The 20,650-nt window shown below is 43.0% G+C and carries 16 protein-coding genes and 1 pseudogene; 6 read left to right on the top strand and 11 right to left on the bottom strand.

Going from position 1 to position 20,650, the window contains the following annotated elements; genetic code table 11:
* Positions 1 to 44: 44 nt before the first annotated feature.
* From MF4642_RS14675 to dxs, 8 genes are all read right to left on the bottom strand, one after another.
* Positions 45 to 332 (bottom strand): lipid asymmetry maintenance protein MlaB, encoded by a 288-nt coding sequence (locus tag MF4642_RS14675; RefSeq protein ID WP_004691363.1) that lies wholly within the window; start codon positions 330 to 332, stop codon positions 45 to 47.
* Between the two features lie 11 nt (positions 333 to 343).
* Entirely contained in the window at positions 344 to 979 is a 636-nt protein-coding gene (locus tag MF4642_RS14670) for a phospholipid-binding protein MlaC (RefSeq protein ID WP_004691364.1), read from the bottom strand.
* A gap of 20 nt (positions 980 to 999) precedes the next feature.
* Positions 1,000 to 1,674 carry an outer membrane lipid asymmetry maintenance protein MlaD gene (locus tag MF4642_RS14665; RefSeq protein WP_004691366.1) on the bottom strand — a complete coding sequence of 225 codons (675 nt, stop codon included), beginning with the start codon at positions 1,672 to 1,674 and terminating at the stop codon, positions 1,000 to 1,002.
* Positions 1,674 to 2,453 (bottom strand): lipid asymmetry maintenance ABC transporter permease subunit MlaE, encoded by a 780-nt coding sequence (gene mlaE, locus MF4642_RS14660; protein WP_004691368.1) that lies wholly within the window; start codon positions 2,451 to 2,453, stop codon positions 1,674 to 1,676. The genes MF4642_RS14665 and mlaE overlap by 1 nt, the downstream gene beginning before the upstream one ends.
* Positions 2,450 to 3,268 carry an ABC transporter ATP-binding protein gene (locus MF4642_RS14655; protein ID WP_004691369.1) on the bottom strand — a complete coding sequence of 273 codons (819 nt, stop codon included), beginning with the start codon at positions 3,266 to 3,268 and terminating at the stop codon, positions 2,450 to 2,452. Before MF4642_RS14655 ends, mlaE begins: the two co-directional genes overlap by 4 nt.
* 400 nt (positions 3,269 to 3,668) lie before the next feature.
* The gene (locus MF4642_RS14650) at positions 3,669 to 5,597 is read right to left on the bottom strand and encodes a DEAD/DEAH box helicase (RefSeq protein WP_078426686.1); all 1,929 of its coding nucleotides are present in this window, start codon (positions 5,595 to 5,597) and stop codon (positions 3,669 to 3,671) included.
* Between the two features lie 749 nt (positions 5,598 to 6,346).
* Positions 6,347 to 7,177: an inositol monophosphatase family protein gene (locus MF4642_RS14645; protein ID WP_004691373.1), complete on the bottom strand. Its 831-nt coding sequence runs from the start codon at positions 7,175 to 7,177 to the stop codon at positions 6,347 to 6,349.
* Positions 7,178 to 7,293: 116 nt separating this feature from the next.
* A complete protein-coding gene (gene dxs, locus MF4642_RS14640) occupies positions 7,294 to 9,195 on the bottom strand; it encodes a 1-deoxy-D-xylulose-5-phosphate synthase (RefSeq protein WP_078426685.1) in 1,902 nt (633 codons plus the stop codon).
* Between the two features lie 305 nt (positions 9,196 to 9,500).
* On the opposite strand from dxs, the gene ribA reads away from it, so the two are divergent.
* Positions 9,501 to 10,103, top strand: a complete 603-nt coding sequence (gene ribA, locus MF4642_RS14635; RefSeq protein WP_004691377.1) for a GTP cyclohydrolase II — start codon at positions 9,501 to 9,503, stop codon at positions 10,101 to 10,103.
* Between the two features lie 59 nt (positions 10,104 to 10,162).
* On the opposite strand, the gene hemN is transcribed toward ribA, so the two are convergent.
* Positions 10,163 to 11,527: an oxygen-independent coproporphyrinogen III oxidase gene (hemN, locus tag MF4642_RS14630; RefSeq protein ID WP_101495453.1), complete on the bottom strand. Its 1,365-nt coding sequence runs from the start codon at positions 11,525 to 11,527 to the stop codon at positions 10,163 to 10,165.
* 267 nt (positions 11,528 to 11,794) lie between these two features.
* Here hemN and hemF point away from each other — a divergent pair, with 267 nt between their 5' ends.
* The 3 genes from hemF (at position 11,795) to aroE (ending at position 14,117) form a co-directional block, all read left to right on the top strand.
* Entirely contained in the window at positions 11,795 to 12,736 is a 942-nt protein-coding gene (gene hemF / locus MF4642_RS14625; RefSeq protein ID WP_078389968.1) for an oxygen-dependent coproporphyrinogen oxidase, read from the top strand.
* A gap of 285 nt (positions 12,737 to 13,021) precedes the next feature.
* The gene (locus tag MF4642_RS14620; RefSeq protein ID WP_010327619.1) at positions 13,022 to 13,228 is read left to right on the top strand and encodes a hypothetical protein; all 207 of its coding nucleotides are present in this window, start codon (positions 13,022 to 13,024) and stop codon (positions 13,226 to 13,228) included.
* A 100-nt stretch (positions 13,229 to 13,328) separates the two neighbouring features.
* The gene (gene aroE / locus MF4642_RS14615) at positions 13,329 to 14,117 is read left to right on the top strand and encodes a shikimate dehydrogenase (protein ID WP_078426684.1); all 789 of its coding nucleotides are present in this window, start codon (positions 13,329 to 13,331) and stop codon (positions 14,115 to 14,117) included.
* Between the two features lie 42 nt (positions 14,118 to 14,159).
* On the opposite strand, the gene MF4642_RS14610 is transcribed toward aroE, so the two are convergent.
* Positions 14,160 to 16,589 (bottom strand): hypothetical protein, encoded by a 2,430-nt coding sequence (locus tag MF4642_RS14610; RefSeq protein ID WP_078426683.1) that lies wholly within the window; start codon positions 16,587 to 16,589, stop codon positions 14,160 to 14,162.
* Positions 16,590 to 16,820: 231 nt separating this feature from the next.
* On the opposite strand from MF4642_RS14610, the gene MF4642_RS14605 reads away from it, so the two are divergent.
* Both MF4642_RS14605 and MF4642_RS14600 read left to right on the top strand, forming a co-directional pair.
* Positions 16,821 to 18,644, top strand: a complete 1,824-nt coding sequence (locus MF4642_RS14605; protein WP_078389970.1) for an acyl-CoA dehydrogenase C-terminal domain-containing protein — start codon at positions 16,821 to 16,823, stop codon at positions 18,642 to 18,644.
* A gap of 210 nt (positions 18,645 to 18,854) precedes the next feature.
* Positions 18,855 to 19,616 carry a substrate-binding domain-containing protein gene (locus tag MF4642_RS14600; RefSeq protein ID WP_005401306.1) on the top strand — a complete coding sequence of 254 codons (762 nt, stop codon included), beginning with the start codon at positions 18,855 to 18,857 and terminating at the stop codon, positions 19,614 to 19,616.
* A 123-nt stretch (positions 19,617 to 19,739) separates the two neighbouring features.
* On the opposite strand, the pseudogene hchA reads toward MF4642_RS14600, so the two are convergent.
* Positions 19,740 to 20,522 (bottom strand): annotated as a pseudogene (gene hchA / locus MF4642_RS14595) (glyoxalase III HchA); the annotation flags it as partial.
* Between the last annotated feature and the right edge of the window lie 128 nt (positions 20,523 to 20,650).

Below are 20,650 nucleotides of genomic sequence, written 5' to 3'. Positions count from 1 at the left end.
AAACGCAACATATAAAAAAAGCACCTTAGGGTGCTTTTTTTTACTTAAGGGATTAACTTTAAGTCATCCTGTAAATGACAGGCTTGAATTACCTTCATCATTTTTTCAGGTACAGCTTTAAAATGTAAACTATGTGCATCGGGTGTTTGACGCAACCAACGCACCAATACTGCCAGTGCTAGTGTACTACCATGCTCAAGCTGGGCCAGATTCACCACCACAGGATAAGACTGTGACTGAATCACCTTTAGACCTTGTTGATAGTAGCTTTCAGCATTGTCATATGTAATCTGACCTGAAAGCTGCATTTCCTGATTGCTAAAGTTAATCACCTTTCACCTACTTATTTTTTCTTTTCAACCGCAGCTTCTGCATCAGGTTGGAAGTTTGCAATCGCTTTATCTAGGTCGCCGCCATTACGTTTAACTGTTGCCGCGAACTGATTACGGAACTGTAAACCAAGGTCAATACCCGACACATTGATATTACGGATTTTCCATTGGTTGCCTTTATCCGCCAACTGGAAAGACACTGGGATTTTTTCGCCTTTGTTATTAAAGTCGATCGTCACCACAGGGTTTTTGCTATTGGTTTCTTTATACGGACGGATGGTATATGTCTGATTGCTGAACTTCGCAAATGCAGTACCGTAGTTTTCAATCAGTGTTTCACGGAAATTATTTTCAAACTTCGCGCGTTGTGCAGCTGTACTGTACTGATTGGTTGCATAAGTCCCCATCACAATACGAGAAAACGCTTGTGAATCCACATACGGGTCTAAGTTTTGACGAACAATCGTTTTCACAGCAGCTGGGTTGTTTTGTAGCTTGGCATGATCCGCTTTTAAACGCGCAATCAAGCCATCTGCCACTTTTTTAACAAAAGCAGGCGGTGCTTCACTTGGTGCTGCAAAAGCAGTACCTGCAAACATTGTAGTTAAAATGCTAGCTGTCAGTGTTTGTTTCAATAAAGTATTCACTACAATTGGTCCTCTTCAAATCATTCAACAAATGACACGTTGGCATCTGCTGTTTCAGCGGTTTCAGGTTGCTCAGTTGTTGCTGAAGCATCTTTCGATTTACCTGCACCGCCCGTAATAAATTTAGTAATTAAGTCTTCTAGGTCCATTGTGCCTTGGGTATTGCCAATGCTTTCACCACGTTTCACGTAGTTCAAACCACCCCCTGGAACAATTTTCAAGTACTTCTCCCCTAGCAGACCATTGGTTGCCACCATAATATAAGCATCTTCATCAATGCTGGTGATGGACTTCATGTTCGCAATAAGTTGCTTTTCCATTTCTTTTTGTTGCGCAGCATCCGCAGCGGTATAGTCGCTACTGTAACGAAGCTCTTCAAGTGCATTCTTTTCAACTTCTTTGAGTTGTGCTGCATTAAAGGTCGTTAATTTACCATCCAAAGAAAAAGAAACGGTCGCTAAACGTGTCACAGGGTCTAAGCTTATTTGATCGACTTGACCAATTTTTACCCCACTCATCGTCACTTTAGCACGTGGTTTTAAACCATTTACGTTATCGAAGGTTGCACTCATTTCATAGCGATCACTGAGATTCGATCCCACCAAGCCACTCACACGCATCGCGATAAAAAACAACGCGATACCGAATAAAATGACAAATATGCCGACTGCCAGCTCACTTGCACGTGATTTCATTAAACACCTCCAAACATGACCGCAGTCAACACAAAATCAAAACCTAAAACACAGAGCGATGAATACACCACAGTGCGTGTGGTTGATGTCGCAATACCTTCAGATGTCGGTTCACAGGCATAGCCTTGATACACCGCAATCCATGTACAAATTAAAGCAAAAACAAAACTTTTAATGATGGTGCCATTCAGGACATCTTTATAGAACTCTACGCTACTTTGAATGCCACTCCAGTAAGAACCTTCATCTGCACCCAAGAAGTCTACCCCTACCATTTTACCACCCATAATCCCCACCGCAGCGAAAATGACAGACAACATCGGTAAACTGAAAATACCGGCCCAAAGTCGCGGTGAGATTACTCGTTTAAGTGGATCAACCCCGATCATTTCCATACTGGACAGCTGCTCTGTGGCTTTCATTAAGCCAATCTCAGCCGTTAATGCAGAACCTGCACGACCTGCAAACAGCAATGCTGCAACTACAGGTGCTAACTCACGAAGTAAGGTTAACGCAACTGCTGTACCCAGCATCGCTTCACTACCAAAGGTCACCAAGATGCTATACATCTGTAAGCCCAGTACCGCGCCAATAAATAGCCCTGACACCACAATAATAAGCAGTGATAACACCCCAACACGGTACATTTGGTAAACAAATAACCGAACACCTAAAGCAGTGGGCATCGAAAATAAAATTTGTAATAACATCAGGCTGGCAACACCAATGCCGCGAACCCGTTCAATCACGCGTCGACCTAAGAGTGCTATCGCATTCATGCTTGCACCTCAGTATTTAGATATGCCTTATGGCTAAATTGATAATCGACAGGCCCTTCAACTGCACCTGTTAAAAACTGTTTAACAAACGGAGAAGCATTCGCCTGCAATTGTTCAGGCGTGCCTTCACCTTGCACTTTACCTTCAGCAACAACATAGATATAGTCTGCGATCGATAAGGTTTCAGCCACGTCATGTGAAACAATAATTGTTGTTAAATCAAGAGCTTCTCGCAATGATCGAATCAGACGTGTCAGTACACCTTTCACAATTGGATCTTGTCCTGCAAATGGCTCATCGTACATGATCAGCTCAGGATCTAGCGCAATTGCACGTGCCAAAGCCACACGACGGTTCATCCCGCCTGAGAGCTCAGAAGGCATCATCTGTTCTGCGCCACGTAAACCGACAGATTCTAGTTTTAAAGATATAATTTCTGACAGTAAATGCTCTGGTAACTTGGTATGTGCTCTTATCGGAAAGGCCACATTTTCATATACCGACATATCGGTAAACAATGCGCCACTTTGAAAAAGCATGCCCATACGCGCACGCGCAGCGAATAACTCTTTGCGTGACATTTTCGCAATATTTTGCCCATCAAAAAGCACTTCACCTTGGTCAGGGGTCAATTGACCGCCAATTAAACGCAGTAAAGTGGTTTTACCTGTACCCGATGGTCCCATAATGCCCGTAATTTGACCCTGTCGAATTTTTAAATTGACCTGATCATAAATGACACGTTCCCCTCGCTTAAAGCTCAGATCTTTGACCTCAATGAGGGCTTGAGCAGTCAGAGGCGCTTGATTATTCATAGCTGTGCGTTTTCCTGCATTTTTTCAGCATGCATACTATAAAGGATTAAAAAACGATATGTTAGCGTATTCCGTGTCTAATTTTGTGCACGAATTGATTTCAGTTGGTTGTATTTATATTTATTTGTACTGCGAAAACAAACTAAATAAGATGAATTACTTCATCCATAACGACTATAGACAAAGAAAAGAATGTTGCAAATAAGCAAAAAGAGTCCGAGATAATGTGCCATATTGACCTCTTTCACGTCAGAGAGTGTGGCGATTGATTCAACCCCATTATTGTGCATCATTATTATCAATACAATTAAAATATGACTCAGTATACATTTTAATTTATTTTTTTACAGCCTCAGACAAAAAAACCAGTGTTTCCACTGGTTTTTTTATTCATTCAGACTTAGTCGTTAAACTTACGACGTGGGCGGTCAAAACCACCTTCAGTACGTGGACGATCTGAATTAAATTCACGCTTCGGACGGTCTTCGCCACCAAAAGTACGCTTAGGACGGTCTTCACCACCGAAAGTACGTTTTGGACGGTCATCACCAAAAGAACGTTGTGGACGGTCGCCAAAACCACCTTCACGACGTGGCGCTGGACGATCACCAAAATCACGTTTTGGACGGTCACCAAAAGAACCTTCACGACGTGGTTTGTAGTCTACACGGTTACCGCGGTTGTCATCATTCGAGTCAAAACGTGGCTTATCGTTGAAACCGCCTTCGCGACGTGGACGATCAGAGTTGAATTCACGCTTTGGACGGTCATCAAAAGAACGTTGCGGACGATCACCGAAACCACCTTCACGGCGTGGCGCTGGACGATCACCAAAATCACGTTTTGGACGGTCATCAAAAGAACGTTGTGGACGATCACCGAAACCGCCTTCACGACGTGGACGATCATTATTAAACTCACGACGTGGACGATCTTCACCACCAAATGCTGGACGATCACCACGAGGTTTGTCATCGTAGCTACGACGTGGACGGTCATCACCACCTTCACGACGTTTAAAGTTAGACTCACCTTCGAAACGAGCACGACCGCCGCCATCACGACCACCGAAACCACCACGACCACGACCGCCGCCATCACGACCACGACCACCGCCATCACGACCACGACCGCCGCCATCACGACTACCGCGTGCAGGAGGTGGAGATGGCTCAAGACCTTCAATTTCAGATACATTCAAACGTGCATCTAAGAAATCTTCTAAAGCACGGATTTTACCGCGTTCACGGTAAGTTGCTAAAGTGATTGCTTTACCAGTACGACCCGCACGACCTGTACGACCAATACGGTGTACATAGTCTTCGTTCTTCATTGGAAGACCGAAGTTGATTACGTGTGAAATAGTTGGTACGTCAAGACCACGTGCAGCAACGTCAGTTGCAACTAAGATTTTTGCACGACCTTCACGGATGCTACGTAAACGACGGTTACGAACAGTTTGTGGCATAGCACCATGAAGTGCTACAACTGATAAACCTGCTTCAGCCAATTCTTCAGCCAACATATCGGTGTCTTCTTGAGTAGAAGCGAATACAACAGCTTGATCTACGTCTTCAGCACTTAACCAATGCGTTAGTAATTTTTTCTTGTGCTCAAAGCCATCAGTCCAGTGTAAAGTCTGAGTGATGTCAGTATTCGTAGAGTGACCAGTTTCGATTGCAATACGTTGTGGATCATTCATCATGCGTTCAGCAAGTGTAATGATACGACCAGCAAATGTTGCAGAGAACATTAAAGTCTGTTTACGGTTTGCAGCAAGATCGCTGATTGCTTCTAAGTCTTCAGAGAAACCTAGATCAAGCATACGGTCTGCTTCGTCAACAATAAGCGCATCAACTTGGTCTAATTTAATTTGACGACGGTTTACAAGGTCAAGTAAACGACCTGGAGTCGCAACAACAACTTGTGCACCTTTTAACTGTTGGATTTGCTTACCAAACGGCATACCACCCATGATCGCTGCAATACGTGCACCTTTCATATGACGGACAAAACCAATCGCGTCTTGGCTTACTTGCTGCGCCAACTCACGAGTTGGGCAAAGAACCAAGATATTCGGTTGTGTAATTGCTTTCATACGTTCTTTGAACGGAACGAAAGTCTCTTGTGCTGCAAGTGCGTTTAACGTTGGAAGTAAGAACGCTGCAGTTTTACCTGAACCTGTTTGGCTAGATACTAAAAGGTCTTTACCTTCCAAAGCTGCAGGAATCGATTGTTCCTGTACAGGCGTAGGAGAAGTAAAACCTAAGCTTTGTAAAGCTTGTTGTAACGATTCATGTAAAGGAAAATCAGCAAAAGTTTTGCTCATAGAGTATTTCACCCGAAAAATGGGTGCTCCATTAAATATATGGTCTGATGGACATCGGCAAAAAGCGGCACAGCAATAATCGCTGAAAATATAGAATCAGCGGCGATCCGAGAACGACGATGCGTATAACGCACATTTGATTACAGCCGCAACCTGAAGGAATCGCTTAAGCGATTGGGTGGGGCGCGAAATAATGTCCTCTCTTTGGACCGGACGCGCATACACAATGATAGAAGAGAATGTTCAGGTAATGAACGAAATTTAGTGCGTGGGCGGAGTATAACAGGATATTTTTAAAAGTCACCTCTTTTCGTGAAATTGATACAATATTTTCCTCAAAGATTGAATAAATGCAGGTTTTCACTTTAATTTTTTTGACCATCTAGAAAAATATTGAATAGCATTCTACGTTCTATCCCTCAACTATCAGCCATAAAACGCAATTAATTGTACTAGCTCTCTAATGTTGCCGTGATTTGACTGGTATCTGTGACCTGTAATGAACATTACACACAGCAAGCTTAAATAGGTGTCTATACGCTGGCTAATTTTAACCCACTTTATTTCTGAGATAGAGCTATCTTCATTAAGAGGTGATCAGAATCTGGCACAGCCTATGTTTTACAATCTATAGAGGTCAAAGCCATAAAGTAAATCACCACAAAGGTCTTTACTTTTTTCATCCTTATCAAAGAAAAAGCCCTCTTATGAGGGCTTTTTCAATGTCTTAAAACACGATCTGCATGTTATTACTTAGCAGCTTCACCCCAAGCAGGTACAACTGCTTTCATCAGAGGTTTCAACATTTTCATAGAACATGCCAGTACTTGGCCATTTTCCATAGATTCGCTACCACCACGTGCATCAACCACTGTGCCGCCCGCTTCTTTCACGATCAACTCACCAGCTGCAATATCCCAAGGCTTTAAGCCGAGTTCGAAGTATGCGTCAAAACGACCTGCTGCCACATACGCCAAATCTAATGCTGCTGAACCTGTACGACGGTATTGCGCGCCAGCTTCAGTCACATTTAACAATGAATCAAAATGATTTTTTGCATAAGAAATCACTTCACCATTACGTTTTGCACGGTAAGCATGACCCACAGACATGAATGTATTTTCAAGACTGTCTTTCACGTTTACGCGAATACGGCGTTGGTTCATCATGGCACCACGACCACGACTTGCAGAGAACAACTCATCTTTCACAGGGTCGTAAATCACGCCGTGTTGAGTAATGCCTTTATGTTGAACTGCAATAGAGATACAGAAGTGAGGAACACCGTTAATGAAGTTTAGAGTGCCATCAAGTGGGTCAATGATCCAACACCAATCTGCGTCGTGACCTTTACCTTCTTGAAAACCAAATTCTTCACCAAGGAAGCTGTGATTTTTATAGCTTTTACGTAGGGTATCGATAGCCAATTGTTCCAAATAACGGTCTACACGCGTTACTGGACCATCAATTCCTTTTTCTTCGACTTGTAGATCGAGCTTATGACGATTTTGATGCGCTTTTAAAAGCTCTTGACCGACTAATTGAGCCGCACGCGCAGCCATCACCACCATAGGTTCCATTGAACACCCACTACAATTTGAAGATATTGATAAAGAATAATGCATAAAAGCCCGCGCATCTTATCAAAGATCGGAGCTTTTAGGGAAAAAATGTTTCTAAAATTTAAAAACGGTGCTTAAACCATGTGTACAAGTTTTAACCAGGCTTGGCGCACCGAGCTTTCAATGCCTTCTGCATCTAGTCCCGCCTGATGCAACATTTGCGCATGCGTGGCTTGATGCATGAATGTATCCGCTAATCCGAGATTTAACATCGGTTTCACGATTTGAGCTTGTGCCAAATATTCATTGACTGCACTGCCCGCACCCGCCATTACCGCATGTTCTTCAACCGTAACAAATAAAGCCGTTGATGGTGCTAAAGTCGCTATCATCTTTTCATCAAGCGGTTTAACAAAGCGCATATTCACCACACGAACCGCTAAATCTTGTTCAGCCAATTTATGTGCTGCCTCTACTGCGGCCTGAACACGACTACCAAAGGCAAGAATGCTAATAACGTCGTCTTGGGCATCATTAAAGCTCGCTACAATTTCAGCCTGACCAATTTCCATCGGGGTCATCTGTTGTTGAATCTCAACACCCAAACCATTGCCACGCGGGTAACGCACTGCGGCAGGACCATTGTATAAATAAGCAGTATGCAACATTTGACGGCATTCATTTTCGTCTTTAGGCGCCATAATCACCAAATTCGGTACGGTGCGCATGAAAGCATAGTCATAGGCCCCAGCATGAGTCGGCCCATCTTCACCCACTAAGCCTGCACGGTCGATACCAAAGGTAACATCTAGATTTTGCAAGGCAACATCATGAATCAATTGATCATAGCCGCGTTGCAAGAAAGTCGAGTAAATGGCCACCACAGGTTTTAAGCCTTCACACGCCATGCCCGCCGCCAAAGTCACCGCATGCTGTTCTGCAATCGCAACATCAAAAAAGCGCTGTGGATACTGTTTGGCAAAACCCACCATACCTGAGCCTTCGCACATGGCAGGGGTAATCGCCAGTAAGCGCTCATCTTGTGCGGCTTCATCACATAACCATTGACCAAAGACATCTGAATATTTGGGCGCCGTTTGCGGAGCAGACTTGGCATTTATTTTTGTAATCGCGTGATATTTGATTTGGTCAGCTTCAGCAGGTGCAAAGCCTTTGCCTTTTTTGGTATAGACATGAATTAAACGTGGCCCTTTACGTTTTTTCAATGCGGTAAAGACTTGTGTCAGCTGTTCGACATCATGTCCATCGAAAGGCCCAAAGTAATCAAAACCAATCGCTTTAAAGACGTTGTCAGCCGCATCTGTCGCTGCGCTATGTAAGCGCGAGTTATAGGTCCATTCAGGGTGTGGCTGTACATAGGCTTCGCCATCCGCTGAAATATTAATGGACTGACCACTCTCCCAAATCGAAGCCAAATGTTTAGCAAATCCACCTGTACTACATGAAATCGACATATCGTTGTCATTCAGCACCACCATCAGGTCCGCATCATGCGCAACTGCATCGTTCATAGCTTCAAAGGCCATACCCGCTGTCATCGCCCCATCGCCAATGATCGCGACCACTTCACATGGATTGTTTTGATAACGACGTGCCAGCGCCATACCTAGGCCTGCTGAAATCGCAGTCGAAGAATGTCCGACTCCAAAGGTATCAAATACCGATTCATCACGCGCAGGAAAGGCAGCTAAACCATCTTTGGCACGAATAGTCGTGAGCTGTTCACGGCGACCCGTTAATGCTTTATGCGGATAGGCTTGATGACCGACATCCCAAATTAAGCGGTCATTCGGTGTGTTAAAGCAATAATGTAATGCCACGGTGAGTTCGACTACACCGAGGTTTGCACCAAAGTGTCCCCCACTTTGTCCTGCGGCATACAGAATAAATTGACGTAGCTCGTCTGCCACTTGTGCTAATTGACTTTGCTCAAGCGAGCGAAGTTGTTGAGGATGATCAATCGTATCCAACAACGGTGTTACAGGGCGATGAGCTGGTATTTCTGTATACAACATAATATGGCAAAGCCTTCTAAAGCCTGGCAAATCTAGCTAGGTCAAATGGGTAATTCGATCATATCGTCGAATGCTATCACCTTCAATCAGCCATATTTCTAGCGATGCAGTTTTGAGCAGTGCTCTCACTGGGTGTTCGTTTAGTGCAGGTGATTATCCTGAATAATCTTACTATTTATCAACTATTATCGTTCGCTTTATACAAAAAAGAAAATCTTCTGCATAAATTCATGGATGCAATTCTACCAATGTCGATGCATTACGCTATACTTTAGCCAATTTCTGAACTATTTACAGGTTTAGCTGTGCCTATTGAATTTGTTGCCACATCCCGTTTACCGACTGCTTTTGGTGAATTTAACATCACCGTATTTCAAGATCCTAAGACCGGTGAAGAACATGTTGCACTCTCAAAAGGTTTGGATCAGCCGATCATTGAACCCGTTTTAGTCCGTGTTCATTCCGAATGTCTCACGGGCGATGCCTTTGCTTCCTTGAAGTGTGACTGTGGCCCACAATTGCAAGCCACGCAAAAACTGATCAATGAAGCTGGGCAAGGCGTGATTCTGTATTTGCGCCAAGAAGGTCGTGGCATTGGACTCACCAATAAAATTCGTGCTTATGCGCTACAAGACCAAGGGCATGACACCGTTGATGCCAACTTAATGCTCAACCTCCCTGCCGATGCACGTCGTTATGACATGGTCAGCATTATGTTGGATCATCTCAATATTCAACAAGTCCGTTTGATTACCAACAATCCATTGAAGATTGCAGCATTGCAAGAGCAAGGGATCAATGTGGTGGATCGTGTGCCTTTGACGGTTGGTTTAAATCCTTTCAATGAAGAATATTTAAAGACCAAGCATGAACGCATGGCACACTTGTACAAGAAAGATGATTTTTAAAATTTAATCATTTGCTCTAAGCCTACTTGAAAAAGCCGGTTTAGAGCGCTTCAATCAGATTAGATGGTCATGGAAAAAATACGACTCTCAGGTCGACGGCGTTTTAAATGCAAATCGAACGCCATACAAATGTTGCGCACAAAGGCTTTGCCCTGCTCAGTTACTCGTAAGCTCTGTGGCTTAATCTCTAATAAACCATCGTCCCGCATTTCTTCCAGTTGTCCCAAGACCTCAGCCAATTCAGGAAACTGCATACTTGGATCTGCCCACGACGTTTGAAAGCTACACATCAAATTTAAAATGTGACGACGAATCATCAGATCTTCAGCACTCAAAATATGCCCGCGATAGACAGGAAGTTCATTGTTTTCCAGTCGCGCATAATAATCTTCGAGTTTTTTTTCATTTTGCGCAAAGCTATACCAACTGTCGCTGATGGATGAGATACCTAAACCAATCATCACTTGGGTTTTAGACGCGGTGTAACCCATAAAATTGCGATGCAGAGTGCCTGCCTGAAATGATTGGTACATCCCATCACTTTCCAAAGCAAAATGATCCATACCAATTTCATGATAACCCTGTGCCAGTAATTTATTTTTTCCTTCCTCATAGCACTGCCGTTTTATTTCATCTTTCGGCACATCATGGTCTTTAAAACCACGTTGCCCATTGCCCTTGATCCAAGGCACATGCGCATAACTATAAAAAGCCAAACGGTCTGGACGTAAACGATTGGTTTGATCAATGGTATTGAGGACATCATCTAGGTTTTGAAAAGGTAAACCAAAGACCAAATCATGTGAAATTGAGCTATAGCCTATTTCACGCGCCCACTGCGTCACTTGTTCGACATGTTCAAAAGGCTGTATCCGATGAATGGCTTTTTGTACGGTTTCATTATAATCCTGCACCCCATAACTAACACGGCGAAAGCCCAAGTCATACAAGGCTTGCAAATGCTCGCGTGTAGTATTATTCGGATGCCCTTCAAAACTAAACTCATGCTGCTCGGCAATCTCTGCTTGCGCGAGGATACCTTCAATCAGTTGAGTTAAATGCGCTGGAGAAAAGAAAGTGGGCGTTCCTCCACCCAAATGAATTTCTTTAATCCGCGGCTTTTCTTCAAGCCATTCACAATAAAGAGACCATTCCTTTAAAACAGCCTGAATATAAGGTTGCTCCATCTCATGCTTTTTAGTCACGCGTTTGTGGCAGCCACAAAAAGTACAGAGACTTTCGCAAAAAGGCAGATGAATATACAAGCTCATGCCTTCAGTCGAATTCGATTCAGCAAACGATGTTTTCAGCGTCTGTTTCCATTGCTCTAAAGAAAACTGTGCCTCTTCCCAATACGGCACAGTTGGGTAACTAGTATAACGTGGACCAGGAACATTGTATTTTTGAATCAATGAATCGCGCATATTTACCATCAGCTCTTCCGCATTCAGAAAATGCAGCCTATTCTGCATCGCCAAACTCAGGTCTGTACTGTGGTTATTCTGCTGAGCTTAGAATCAGAATTCAACCTAGCGAATTGGTCAGGTTATTTTCCACATAGCAGCATTTCATTTTTGAATTGCTTCACAACATCGAATGCTGCGGTAGGACTCTTCGGAAAATATTCTTAATCTTTTTGCTGTTTTATGTTTTGATGTAGGCAGTTTTCATCTTTTCCCATGAGGCTTTTCATGCAGCACCCAACGTCTGCGGATATCCAACGTGTTCGCGAATTTCTCCTCGACTTACAGGCTCGTATTTGTGCCGCACTTGAACAACAAGAACGTGCTGGTGGCGGGACTGCTCAGTTTGAAATAGATGATTGGAAGCGTCCTGAAGGCGGTGGTGGTCGTTCACGCGTGCTGCAAAATGGCACAGTGATTGAAAAAGGTGGAGTGATGTTCTCACACATCAACATTTCTAAACTCCCCGTTTCAGCGACTGAGCGCCATCCGCAAATTGCAGGTGCCAAAGCACAGGCCATGGGTGTTTCTTTGGTGATCCATCCGAAAAATCCGAATGTCCCGACTTCACATGCCAACGTACGCTTATTCGTGGCTGAAAAAGAAGGCCAAGATCCGATTTGGTGGTTTGGGGGGGGCTTTGATCTCACTCCATTTTACCCCAATGATGAAGATGTGCTGTCATGGCATCAGACGGCGCATGACTTATGTGCGCCCTTTGGCGCTGAAGTCTATGCCGAACATAAACAATGGTGTGATGACTACTTCTATTTAAAACACCGTGACGAACAACGTGGTGTCGGTGGATTGTTCTTTGATGATCTCAATCAATGGGACTTTGAAACCTGTTTTCAATATATTCAAGCTGTCGGCAATGGCTACCTAGAAGCTATTCTTCCGATCTTCCAACGTAACCAAGACAAGCCATATAGCGAAGCACAGCGCGACTTTCAAATCTATCGTCGTGGTCGTTATGTCGAATATAACTTGGTCTATGACCGCGGCACACTTTTTGGTTTACAAACAGGGGGGCGGATTGAATCGATTTTAGTGAGCTTGCCAAATTTGGCCGGTTGGTCATATCGACCTGAATGGGAGGCCGATTCCGCTGAGAAAAAACTGACCGACTTTTACCTGAAACCCCAAGATTGGCTCAAGCTACTCAAATAGACACACAGTCTTACAATTCTATGTCTCCACGCATGCCCTTTTCACTAGATTAGGGCAGCTTATACATTAAATTTTATATATTTCCCGATCAATTCCCCGTAGAATGACCACTACACAAAGCGTCATTTCTTTGCATTTATTAAAGCATTGTCACAGGTTTAAAACAGCAATTGGGTTCTTTTAAGTTCGCAAAAACCGTAAGCTAAATTAAGTCATTTTCAATGTATTCATTTTAATGACATCAATATTTAGTATCCTCCTTTGCTGTTCTCTGAGGTCCCAAACATGTTCGCAAAAAGAGTTAGCTCAACCACCATGGTTCTTTTCTGCTTTGCTATTGTGTTGCTAAGCTCGATCAGTACCACTATTTTTTCTGAAAGTGCGTTTAATGACAATGCATCCATCAGCATCACCGTATTTGCAGGTATTGGCTTAACCCTGACCGCAGCAAAATTATTGTTTGATGCGATTCACAGCATCTGTAATCCATAAGCCGCCTTTCTTTTCTCTGTTGATAAAAAACCACTGAACGCTTTAGCCTGCGTGTAATTTGCCGTATATTGAACAGCATTTTCCACATGGATTTGGTGCGATGAACAAACAATTCGCTGTCATTGGCAACCCGATTGAGCAGTCTCGCTCACCTGAACTTCACCATGCGTTTGCACAAAAAATGGGGCTCGACCTCAACTATAGTAAACGTCTTGCGCCACTCGATGGCTTCCTCGCCAACATCCAAGAATTCTTCTCACAGGGTGGCATTGGTCTTAATGTCACTGTCCCGTTTAAAGAACAAGCCTTTGCCGCCTGCACAGTCCTCACTGAACGCGCTAAAATCGCAAAAGCTGTGAATACGCTGTGGATGGTCGATGGTCAATTACATGGTGACAACACCGATGGACAAGGGCTAGTTGATGCCATTCATGCTTTGGACTGGAACTTAGACCAGACTGATGTGCTAATCATCGGTGCAGGTGGTGCAACTCGCGGCGTTATTTATCCACTAGTACAAGCAGGGGTAAAAAAAATTGTGATTGCCAATCGTACTCTTGCCCGTGCAGAGCAACTGGTGAGTGACTTAAAAACAGCTGTACCGCAAGCGACATTGCAAGCCATCGGCTTAGATGCGCTCGAAGGTCAGTTTGACTTGGTGATTAATGCAACCTCTGCCAGCCTAAGTGGCGATGCCTTAATTCTGCCTGAAGCTCTGCAATTTCAACATGCTTATGAAATGGCCTATGGCAAACCCTCGACTTTTTTAGATCAAGCCAAAATTCGCGGCGTACCCACCTCTGAAGGCTACGGCATGCTCGTGGGCCAGGCGATTGAATCTTTTTCGATTTGGAATGGTATCAAACCAAACCTGAAAGATTTTTTATAAACTTAAAAAAAAAGAACCTCCGCAGAGGTTCTTTTTTTCAGATTAGTTCATGTGTTTCTGTACAGCTTTATAGGTCTCGTAATAGGTCGAGTCGCTAAAGAAGTCGTCATGTTCAAGCTTCAAACCTTGCAACGATTTTTCTGTCAATTGACCTTTTAAGTCATCTGCAAATGCTTTAGCAAAGACTTGTGCAGACTGAGTCAAATATGCAATCTGCTCTGGCTCAATTTCATAGGTATCGGTAAATTTGTCTTGATAGACCTGAGCAAAGACCGCTTGCTTGGTTTTGTATTTCTTCGCCAAATCCTTCCAATGCTGATTTTCTTGTACATTTTCCAACGCATCATTAACGATATTGGTGATACTTTCTCCCAGCTCATCAAAGTCTTGTTCATGTTGTAAAGCATGTTTTTGACGTAACTGAGTCAGACGTTTAAGTGCTGCACCCTTCGGCTCTGCAACATCCATGAACTCATAGGCATACACTTCTGAAATTTCATTGATGGTCGCTGAGCTATAGTAACGAATATATTCTGGACGCTGTGCGGCAAACATCAAAGCAAATACTGCTTGATAGGCTTTGACTTCAGAATGCTGACGTGCATAGCTTTGCTGCGCTGCCTGCTGGTAATAATCTGAAATAGCCTTAGGTAACGCTGTCGTGCTTGATGATGCGCTCTCTGCACTTGATGAATCAGCACCTAACGGACCCAGCATGCCTTTCACTACATTTTCCAGCAGTGAACCTTTAGACACTTCCTCAATCGATTTTGCATTTCTTAAAGCTTGACGGTCAATGGCTGTCGCACTGCCATAGTTAAACACCTGATTGGTGCTCTTAATTTGTAGCTTACCAATTTGCTCATCGCTAATCACAATGTTGTAATCCATGTTTTGCGCACGACCTTTTTGGTCGAGTCCAACATCCATCACAAACGGTGAACGCTCGCTACCCAACTGTGCCATGATTGGTGTAATTTCAGCCTGATGTTTTTGCCAAAGCTGTCTAAAGCTTTGTGCATCTACCAGTTGCTCTGTTTGATACGCGCTAAAGAGTGGTTTCAGCTCTTCCAAAACATTGGTCGCTGCTTGTCCAAAAGTCTCTTCATCTACAGATTCATTGGTTACTTTAGGTGCAAGTACATCAATATCTTGATAATCACGGCATGTGGTCACTTTACCAATAGGAATGCTTTTGCTGTTGATGAGCGCATCGCAAGCTTCTTCAGATAGCGTATTTGGTGCTGCAGAAGCAGACACTTCAGTTACTGTCTCATCAGCATCTTCTGTCGCGGCCTGCGCATAAGCCACATCTGCTGCTGCATCAACCGTAGCATCGGCAGCGGCATCTACAACAATCTCTTGTTCATCGCTCTGCCCATAACCACTCAAGTTCTGCATTTTTTGGTTCACCAAATGACTGACACGTTCGAGTGAATCATAGGCTGGGTCTTCACTTGCGCTACTTGCAGCAATCTCTGCTTCTTTCGCCGCCTGCATTGCATCTTCCGCTGCGCTTGGTGTTTTTGCAGCATCTTCAATCAGACTCTCAGCATCAAAAGCTTGTATCTGTTGGGTATAGTGCAGTTTATTGACGTATTCAAACAAGCCCAATTGTACTTGTGCTGTTTCTAAGTCACCCATATAGCGAATTTTTTTGCTTAGCCCAGCTTCTTTTTCTGACTTGCTTAAATCAACACTATGCACCTGATTTGGCTCTGCCAAAGCATATGGCAGTGCATTCATCTGCTTTAAATATTCTGCAAACTTTTTAAAATCAATATGACCAAATGCGTCTTTATGCTTAGAAAAGTCAATGTAGGCAAAACGATCCTGACTTTCACGATTCACCATGAACGGCATAAAGGCAAAGTAGTTGGTATAAAATTTATAGTCATTAAAATCAACCACCATCGGCAACTGTGCTTGCACTTGTAAGGTTGGTTTTTGATAACTTAACTGCAAAGTCAATGCTGCCAATTTTTGACGGAAATGCACAGAGCCCTGATAACTAAATTGTAAGTCATTGAGTAAATTTACCAAAGATTCTGCGATTTGAACCTTAGCAGAACGTGATTCACCACTGCCATACAACGATGCATACGGATTTTGTTCACGCGCAAGTGCATCATATAGGGCTTGTTTTTCTTTGGCGGTAAAGGAAATCTTTTGATTTTTTAATAGTTGATCTAATTGTTTTTTCAACTCTGGATCTAAGTTCGCCCCATTTGACTGAACATTGGACTTGGAATTTGACTGAGTATTTGGCTTGGACTCATTAAAATTAAAGTCAGATTGAATAGAGAACTGACCTTTAAAATCATAGCTGGCATTTTCAAACATGGCATTAAGACCATGCGTGGCTTGTTGCCCGAGCTGCTGATCTGAAGAGGCATTGGATTTAATGACATGCTGAGTACACCCACTGATACTCAAACCCAATAAACAAAGTGTTATATATTTTAAGCGCATAATACTTGCTGAAAACCTGAGTTAATTATAGTTTATTAAAAAAGTACATGATCAAAAGACCACCGAGTCAGTGTAACAGAACTGTCTTTTTAGATTGATGATTTTATCTACCAATTCGCCTTTCTGACATTTTCTCAAGTCGGATCTATCAATGTATTTTGATACGATGTATGAATAATGAAATGATCGATTTAAATAATCCAATACTATTTCTAAATTAGGATTACACACATGCCTGCATATAAAGCTCCCTTACATGATATTCGCTTCTTAATGAATGAAGTGCTAGATTATCCTGCACATTATCAAACCCTATCGAATGGTGAAGCTGCCGACGCTGATACGGTAGATATGATCTTAGAAGGCGCAGCAGATTTTTGTGAAAATATTTTATCTCCTTTAAACCAATCGGGCGATGAAGAAGGTTGTACCTTCGACAATGGTGAAGTAAAAACACCAAAAGGCTTCAAAGACGCTTATGACCAGTTTGTCCAAGGTGGCTGGCAAGGTTTGTCTTTCCCTGAAGAATTTGGCGGTCAGAACCTGCCTCAATCTTTAAATCTGATTAAATCGGAAATGATGGGCACAGCAAACTGGTCATTCCAAATGTACCCAGGTCTAAGCATTGGCTGTATGAACACCATTTTACAGTTTGGTACAGACGAACAGAAAAATCTGTATATGCCGAACTTAGTGGCAGGTACATGGTCTGGTACCATGTGTTTAACTGAACCTCAGTGTGGCACCGACTTAGGTCAAGTAAAGACCAAAGCAGAATTAAATGCCGATGGCACTTATAACATCTCAGGCACTAAAATCTTCATCTCTGCAGGTGAACAAGATTTAACTGAAAACATCATTCACATCGTACTTGCTCGTCTTCCAGATGCACCTGCAGGCACCAAAGGAATTTCTCTGTTCATTGTGCCTAAATTCTTGGTCAATGCAGACAGCAGCCTTGGTGAACGTAACCCTGTGACTTGTGGTTCAATTGAACATAAGATGGGGATTCGTGCTTCTGCAACCGCAGTGTTGAACTTTGATAATGCTGTCGGTTACTTGATTGGTGAGCCAAACAAAGGCTTACATGCCATGTTCACCTTCATGAACACCGCACGTATCGGTACGGCAATTCAAGGTATTGCACATGCTGAGCTTTCTTTCCAAGGTGCACTTCCATATGCCAAAGAACGTATGTCGATGCGTGCACTTTCTGGCAAGAAAGACCCTGAAAAAGTGGCGGATGCCATTATTCATCACGCTGACGTTCGCCGTATGTTGCTAACACAAAAAGCGATTGCTGAAGGCGGTCGCTCAATGATTTATTACGCAGCGCAAATTGCCGACAAAATGGCAGATGCGCTTGAACGTGGCGATACTGCTGCATTTGAAGCACATGATGATCACTTAGGATTCTATACCCCAATTTTAAAAGGCTTCTTAACTGAATTGGGCTTGGAAGCTGCAAACCACGGTATGCAAGTTTATGGCGGTCATGGCTACATTAAAGAATGGGGTATGGAGCAGATTGCACGTGATGCACGCATTGCGACACTGTATGAAGGCACAACAGGTGTTCAAGCACTTGACTTAATTGGTCGTAAAGTACTTCTGACCTCTAAAGGTAAAGTAATTCGTGACTACACCACTGAAATTTTAAAATTCTGTGGTCAACAGGCACGTAATAAATACATGCGTCGTTTTGCATGGGACTTAACCAAAGTATGTGCGCAGTGGAATGCCTTAACTGTTCGTATTATGCTAGCAGCTCGTAAAGACCGTGACGTGGTATCTTCAGCTTCTGTCGATTTCTTGATGTTCTCAGGCTATGTGATGATGGCGTATTTCTGGGCACAACAAGCGGCTGTGGCTTCAGAAAAATTGGCTTCTGGTGATGGCAAAGAATCTGCTGAATTCTATAAAGCGAAAATTAAAGTCGCTGACTTCTACTTCGAACGTTTATTACCGCGCACTCAAGGTCATGCCGAAGCAATGGTCAATCCTTCAAAAACCATGACTTCTTTAGCACCTGAACACTTTAGCTTTGACTACTAATTAATAGTGTCAAAATGATAAAAAGAGCGCCTAGGCGCTCTTTTTATTTCTTGGTCGACCTTACAATTCAACTGTCCTGCAACTTCGCAGTTGCTATTGTTTTCTGTCCACATGTTTAAAAAATCATTTAACAAAAAAAATAATATAAAGATTCAAATACATCAGAAAAAAAATATGATCAGCGTTCAAATATCAATAAAGGAAATAACAATGTTAAAAATGTATAAGCTGAGCTACTATATCTTTCCGCTCATGCTGGGCTTTTTATCAATGGACACTATTGCGGCAATCAATGTTTATGGTCCAGGTGGGCCAGCACCAGCGATGCATGAAGCAGCGAAACAATTTAAAAATAAGACAGGGATAGATGTCCATGTAACCGCTGGTCCTACTTCACAATGGGCCGACAAAGCCAAATTCGATGCCGACGTCATCTATAGCGGTTCGGAAGCCATGATGTCAGATTTCGAAAGCGTATTTGCCAACAAAATCGTAAAGGACTCAATTGAGCCACTCTACTTACGCCCTGCCGCCATTTTAGTCAGAAAAGGTAATCCCAAACATATTCAAGGGTTTAAAGACCTAAGCAAACCAAACACTAAAGTTTTGGTCACACATGGCGCAGGCCAAGTGGGCATGTGGGAAGATATTGCGGGTAGAACCGGTAATATTCAGCTCACAAAATCATTCCGTAAAAATATCGCCATGTATGCACCCAATACAGGCGCAGCGAAAAAAGCATGGGAAGCGGACAGCAGCTATGATGCATGGTTAGTGTTTAATATTTGGGGGGTCAGTAATCCAGACATTGGGCAAATTATTCCGATCGAACCTGAACTGGTGATTTACCGTGATGCAGGTATCGCCCTGACACAACACAGTCTAAAAAATCCTGAAGCGAAAAGTTTTATTACGTTTTTAAGTTCTGCTCAAGGCAGTGCGATTTTTAAACAGTTTGGTTGGAACAAATGAGTGCTTAATTTTAATCTTTTTTCCACATAAAAGATCAGTTTCCAATCTTAAATACTAGAACTTTTAACAAGTAAATTGGACATAAAAAAGAGCGCCACGGCGCTCTTGATTGAAAAAATATAACTACTGAACCTCGGCCAAAAGCGCCTGTGCTGCCATTTTACCCAAAGTGTTTGAGGCCAAAGGACTATCTCCTGTAATTAACTTACGGTCTTGAATACACTGTCCCGACATCTCTTTATTGACCACTTCGACACTCAACTTTTCTAAGCGATCTGCCAGCAACCATGGTAATTCCCCCGGCATATAACCAATGTCTAAGTTTGCCCCTTGGTCGAGTGCGTCGGGGAACACACACATTTTATAGCCTTTAAAAATATAGTTTTCAGGGGTTTCATTAACCGCGGCAGCCAATAAGCCTGCTGGCCCATGACACAGCGAAATGACAAATTTATCTTTTGCCACCGCCCACTTCAGTAAGGTTTTTAAGTCTTCACTGTCAGGTAGACCAATTAAAGCACCATGCCCACCGGGAATAAGGACAGCCAAATAGGGAGAGTCATCACCTAAACTGTTTTTCAGTACATCTGCCAGTTTTAAAGGTTTCTTAAATTGGGCTAAGTATTTTTGGAATGTTGCAGGCACAACAGCATCTTCATGGGGCATCGCCCACATTTCAAGTTTAACTGGATTGCCGGATAACGTCGCAATATCAATGTCAAAGCCCGCGCGGTCTAAATGATACATAGGCAGTAAAGTTTCTACTGGGTGGTTGCCTGTGGAGAAGAACTTGCCATTTTTCATCAGTAGATAACGCTCATCGCTTGCGACCATCAAAACTTTTTTATGCCCAATATAGGGTGTTGGATAGTCAGTTCCATCGAAGTCGGTTTTACTGGCGGTATATTAGATCTCTTTCATAAATCAAAAAACGACCTTCTTTTTGGTTAATATTTGCACTCCGGATTTCTTGGCATTCGTGCATAATCTGCGGATGAAATACATCGATTCAAACAAGCTTTCTGATACTCAGT

The organism is Acinetobacter sp. MF4642 (assembly GCF_002018925.1).
GTDB lineage: Bacteria > Pseudomonadota > Gammaproteobacteria > Pseudomonadales > Moraxellaceae > Acinetobacter > Acinetobacter johnsonii.
This window is presented reverse-complemented; position numbering and strand designations above follow the sequence as displayed.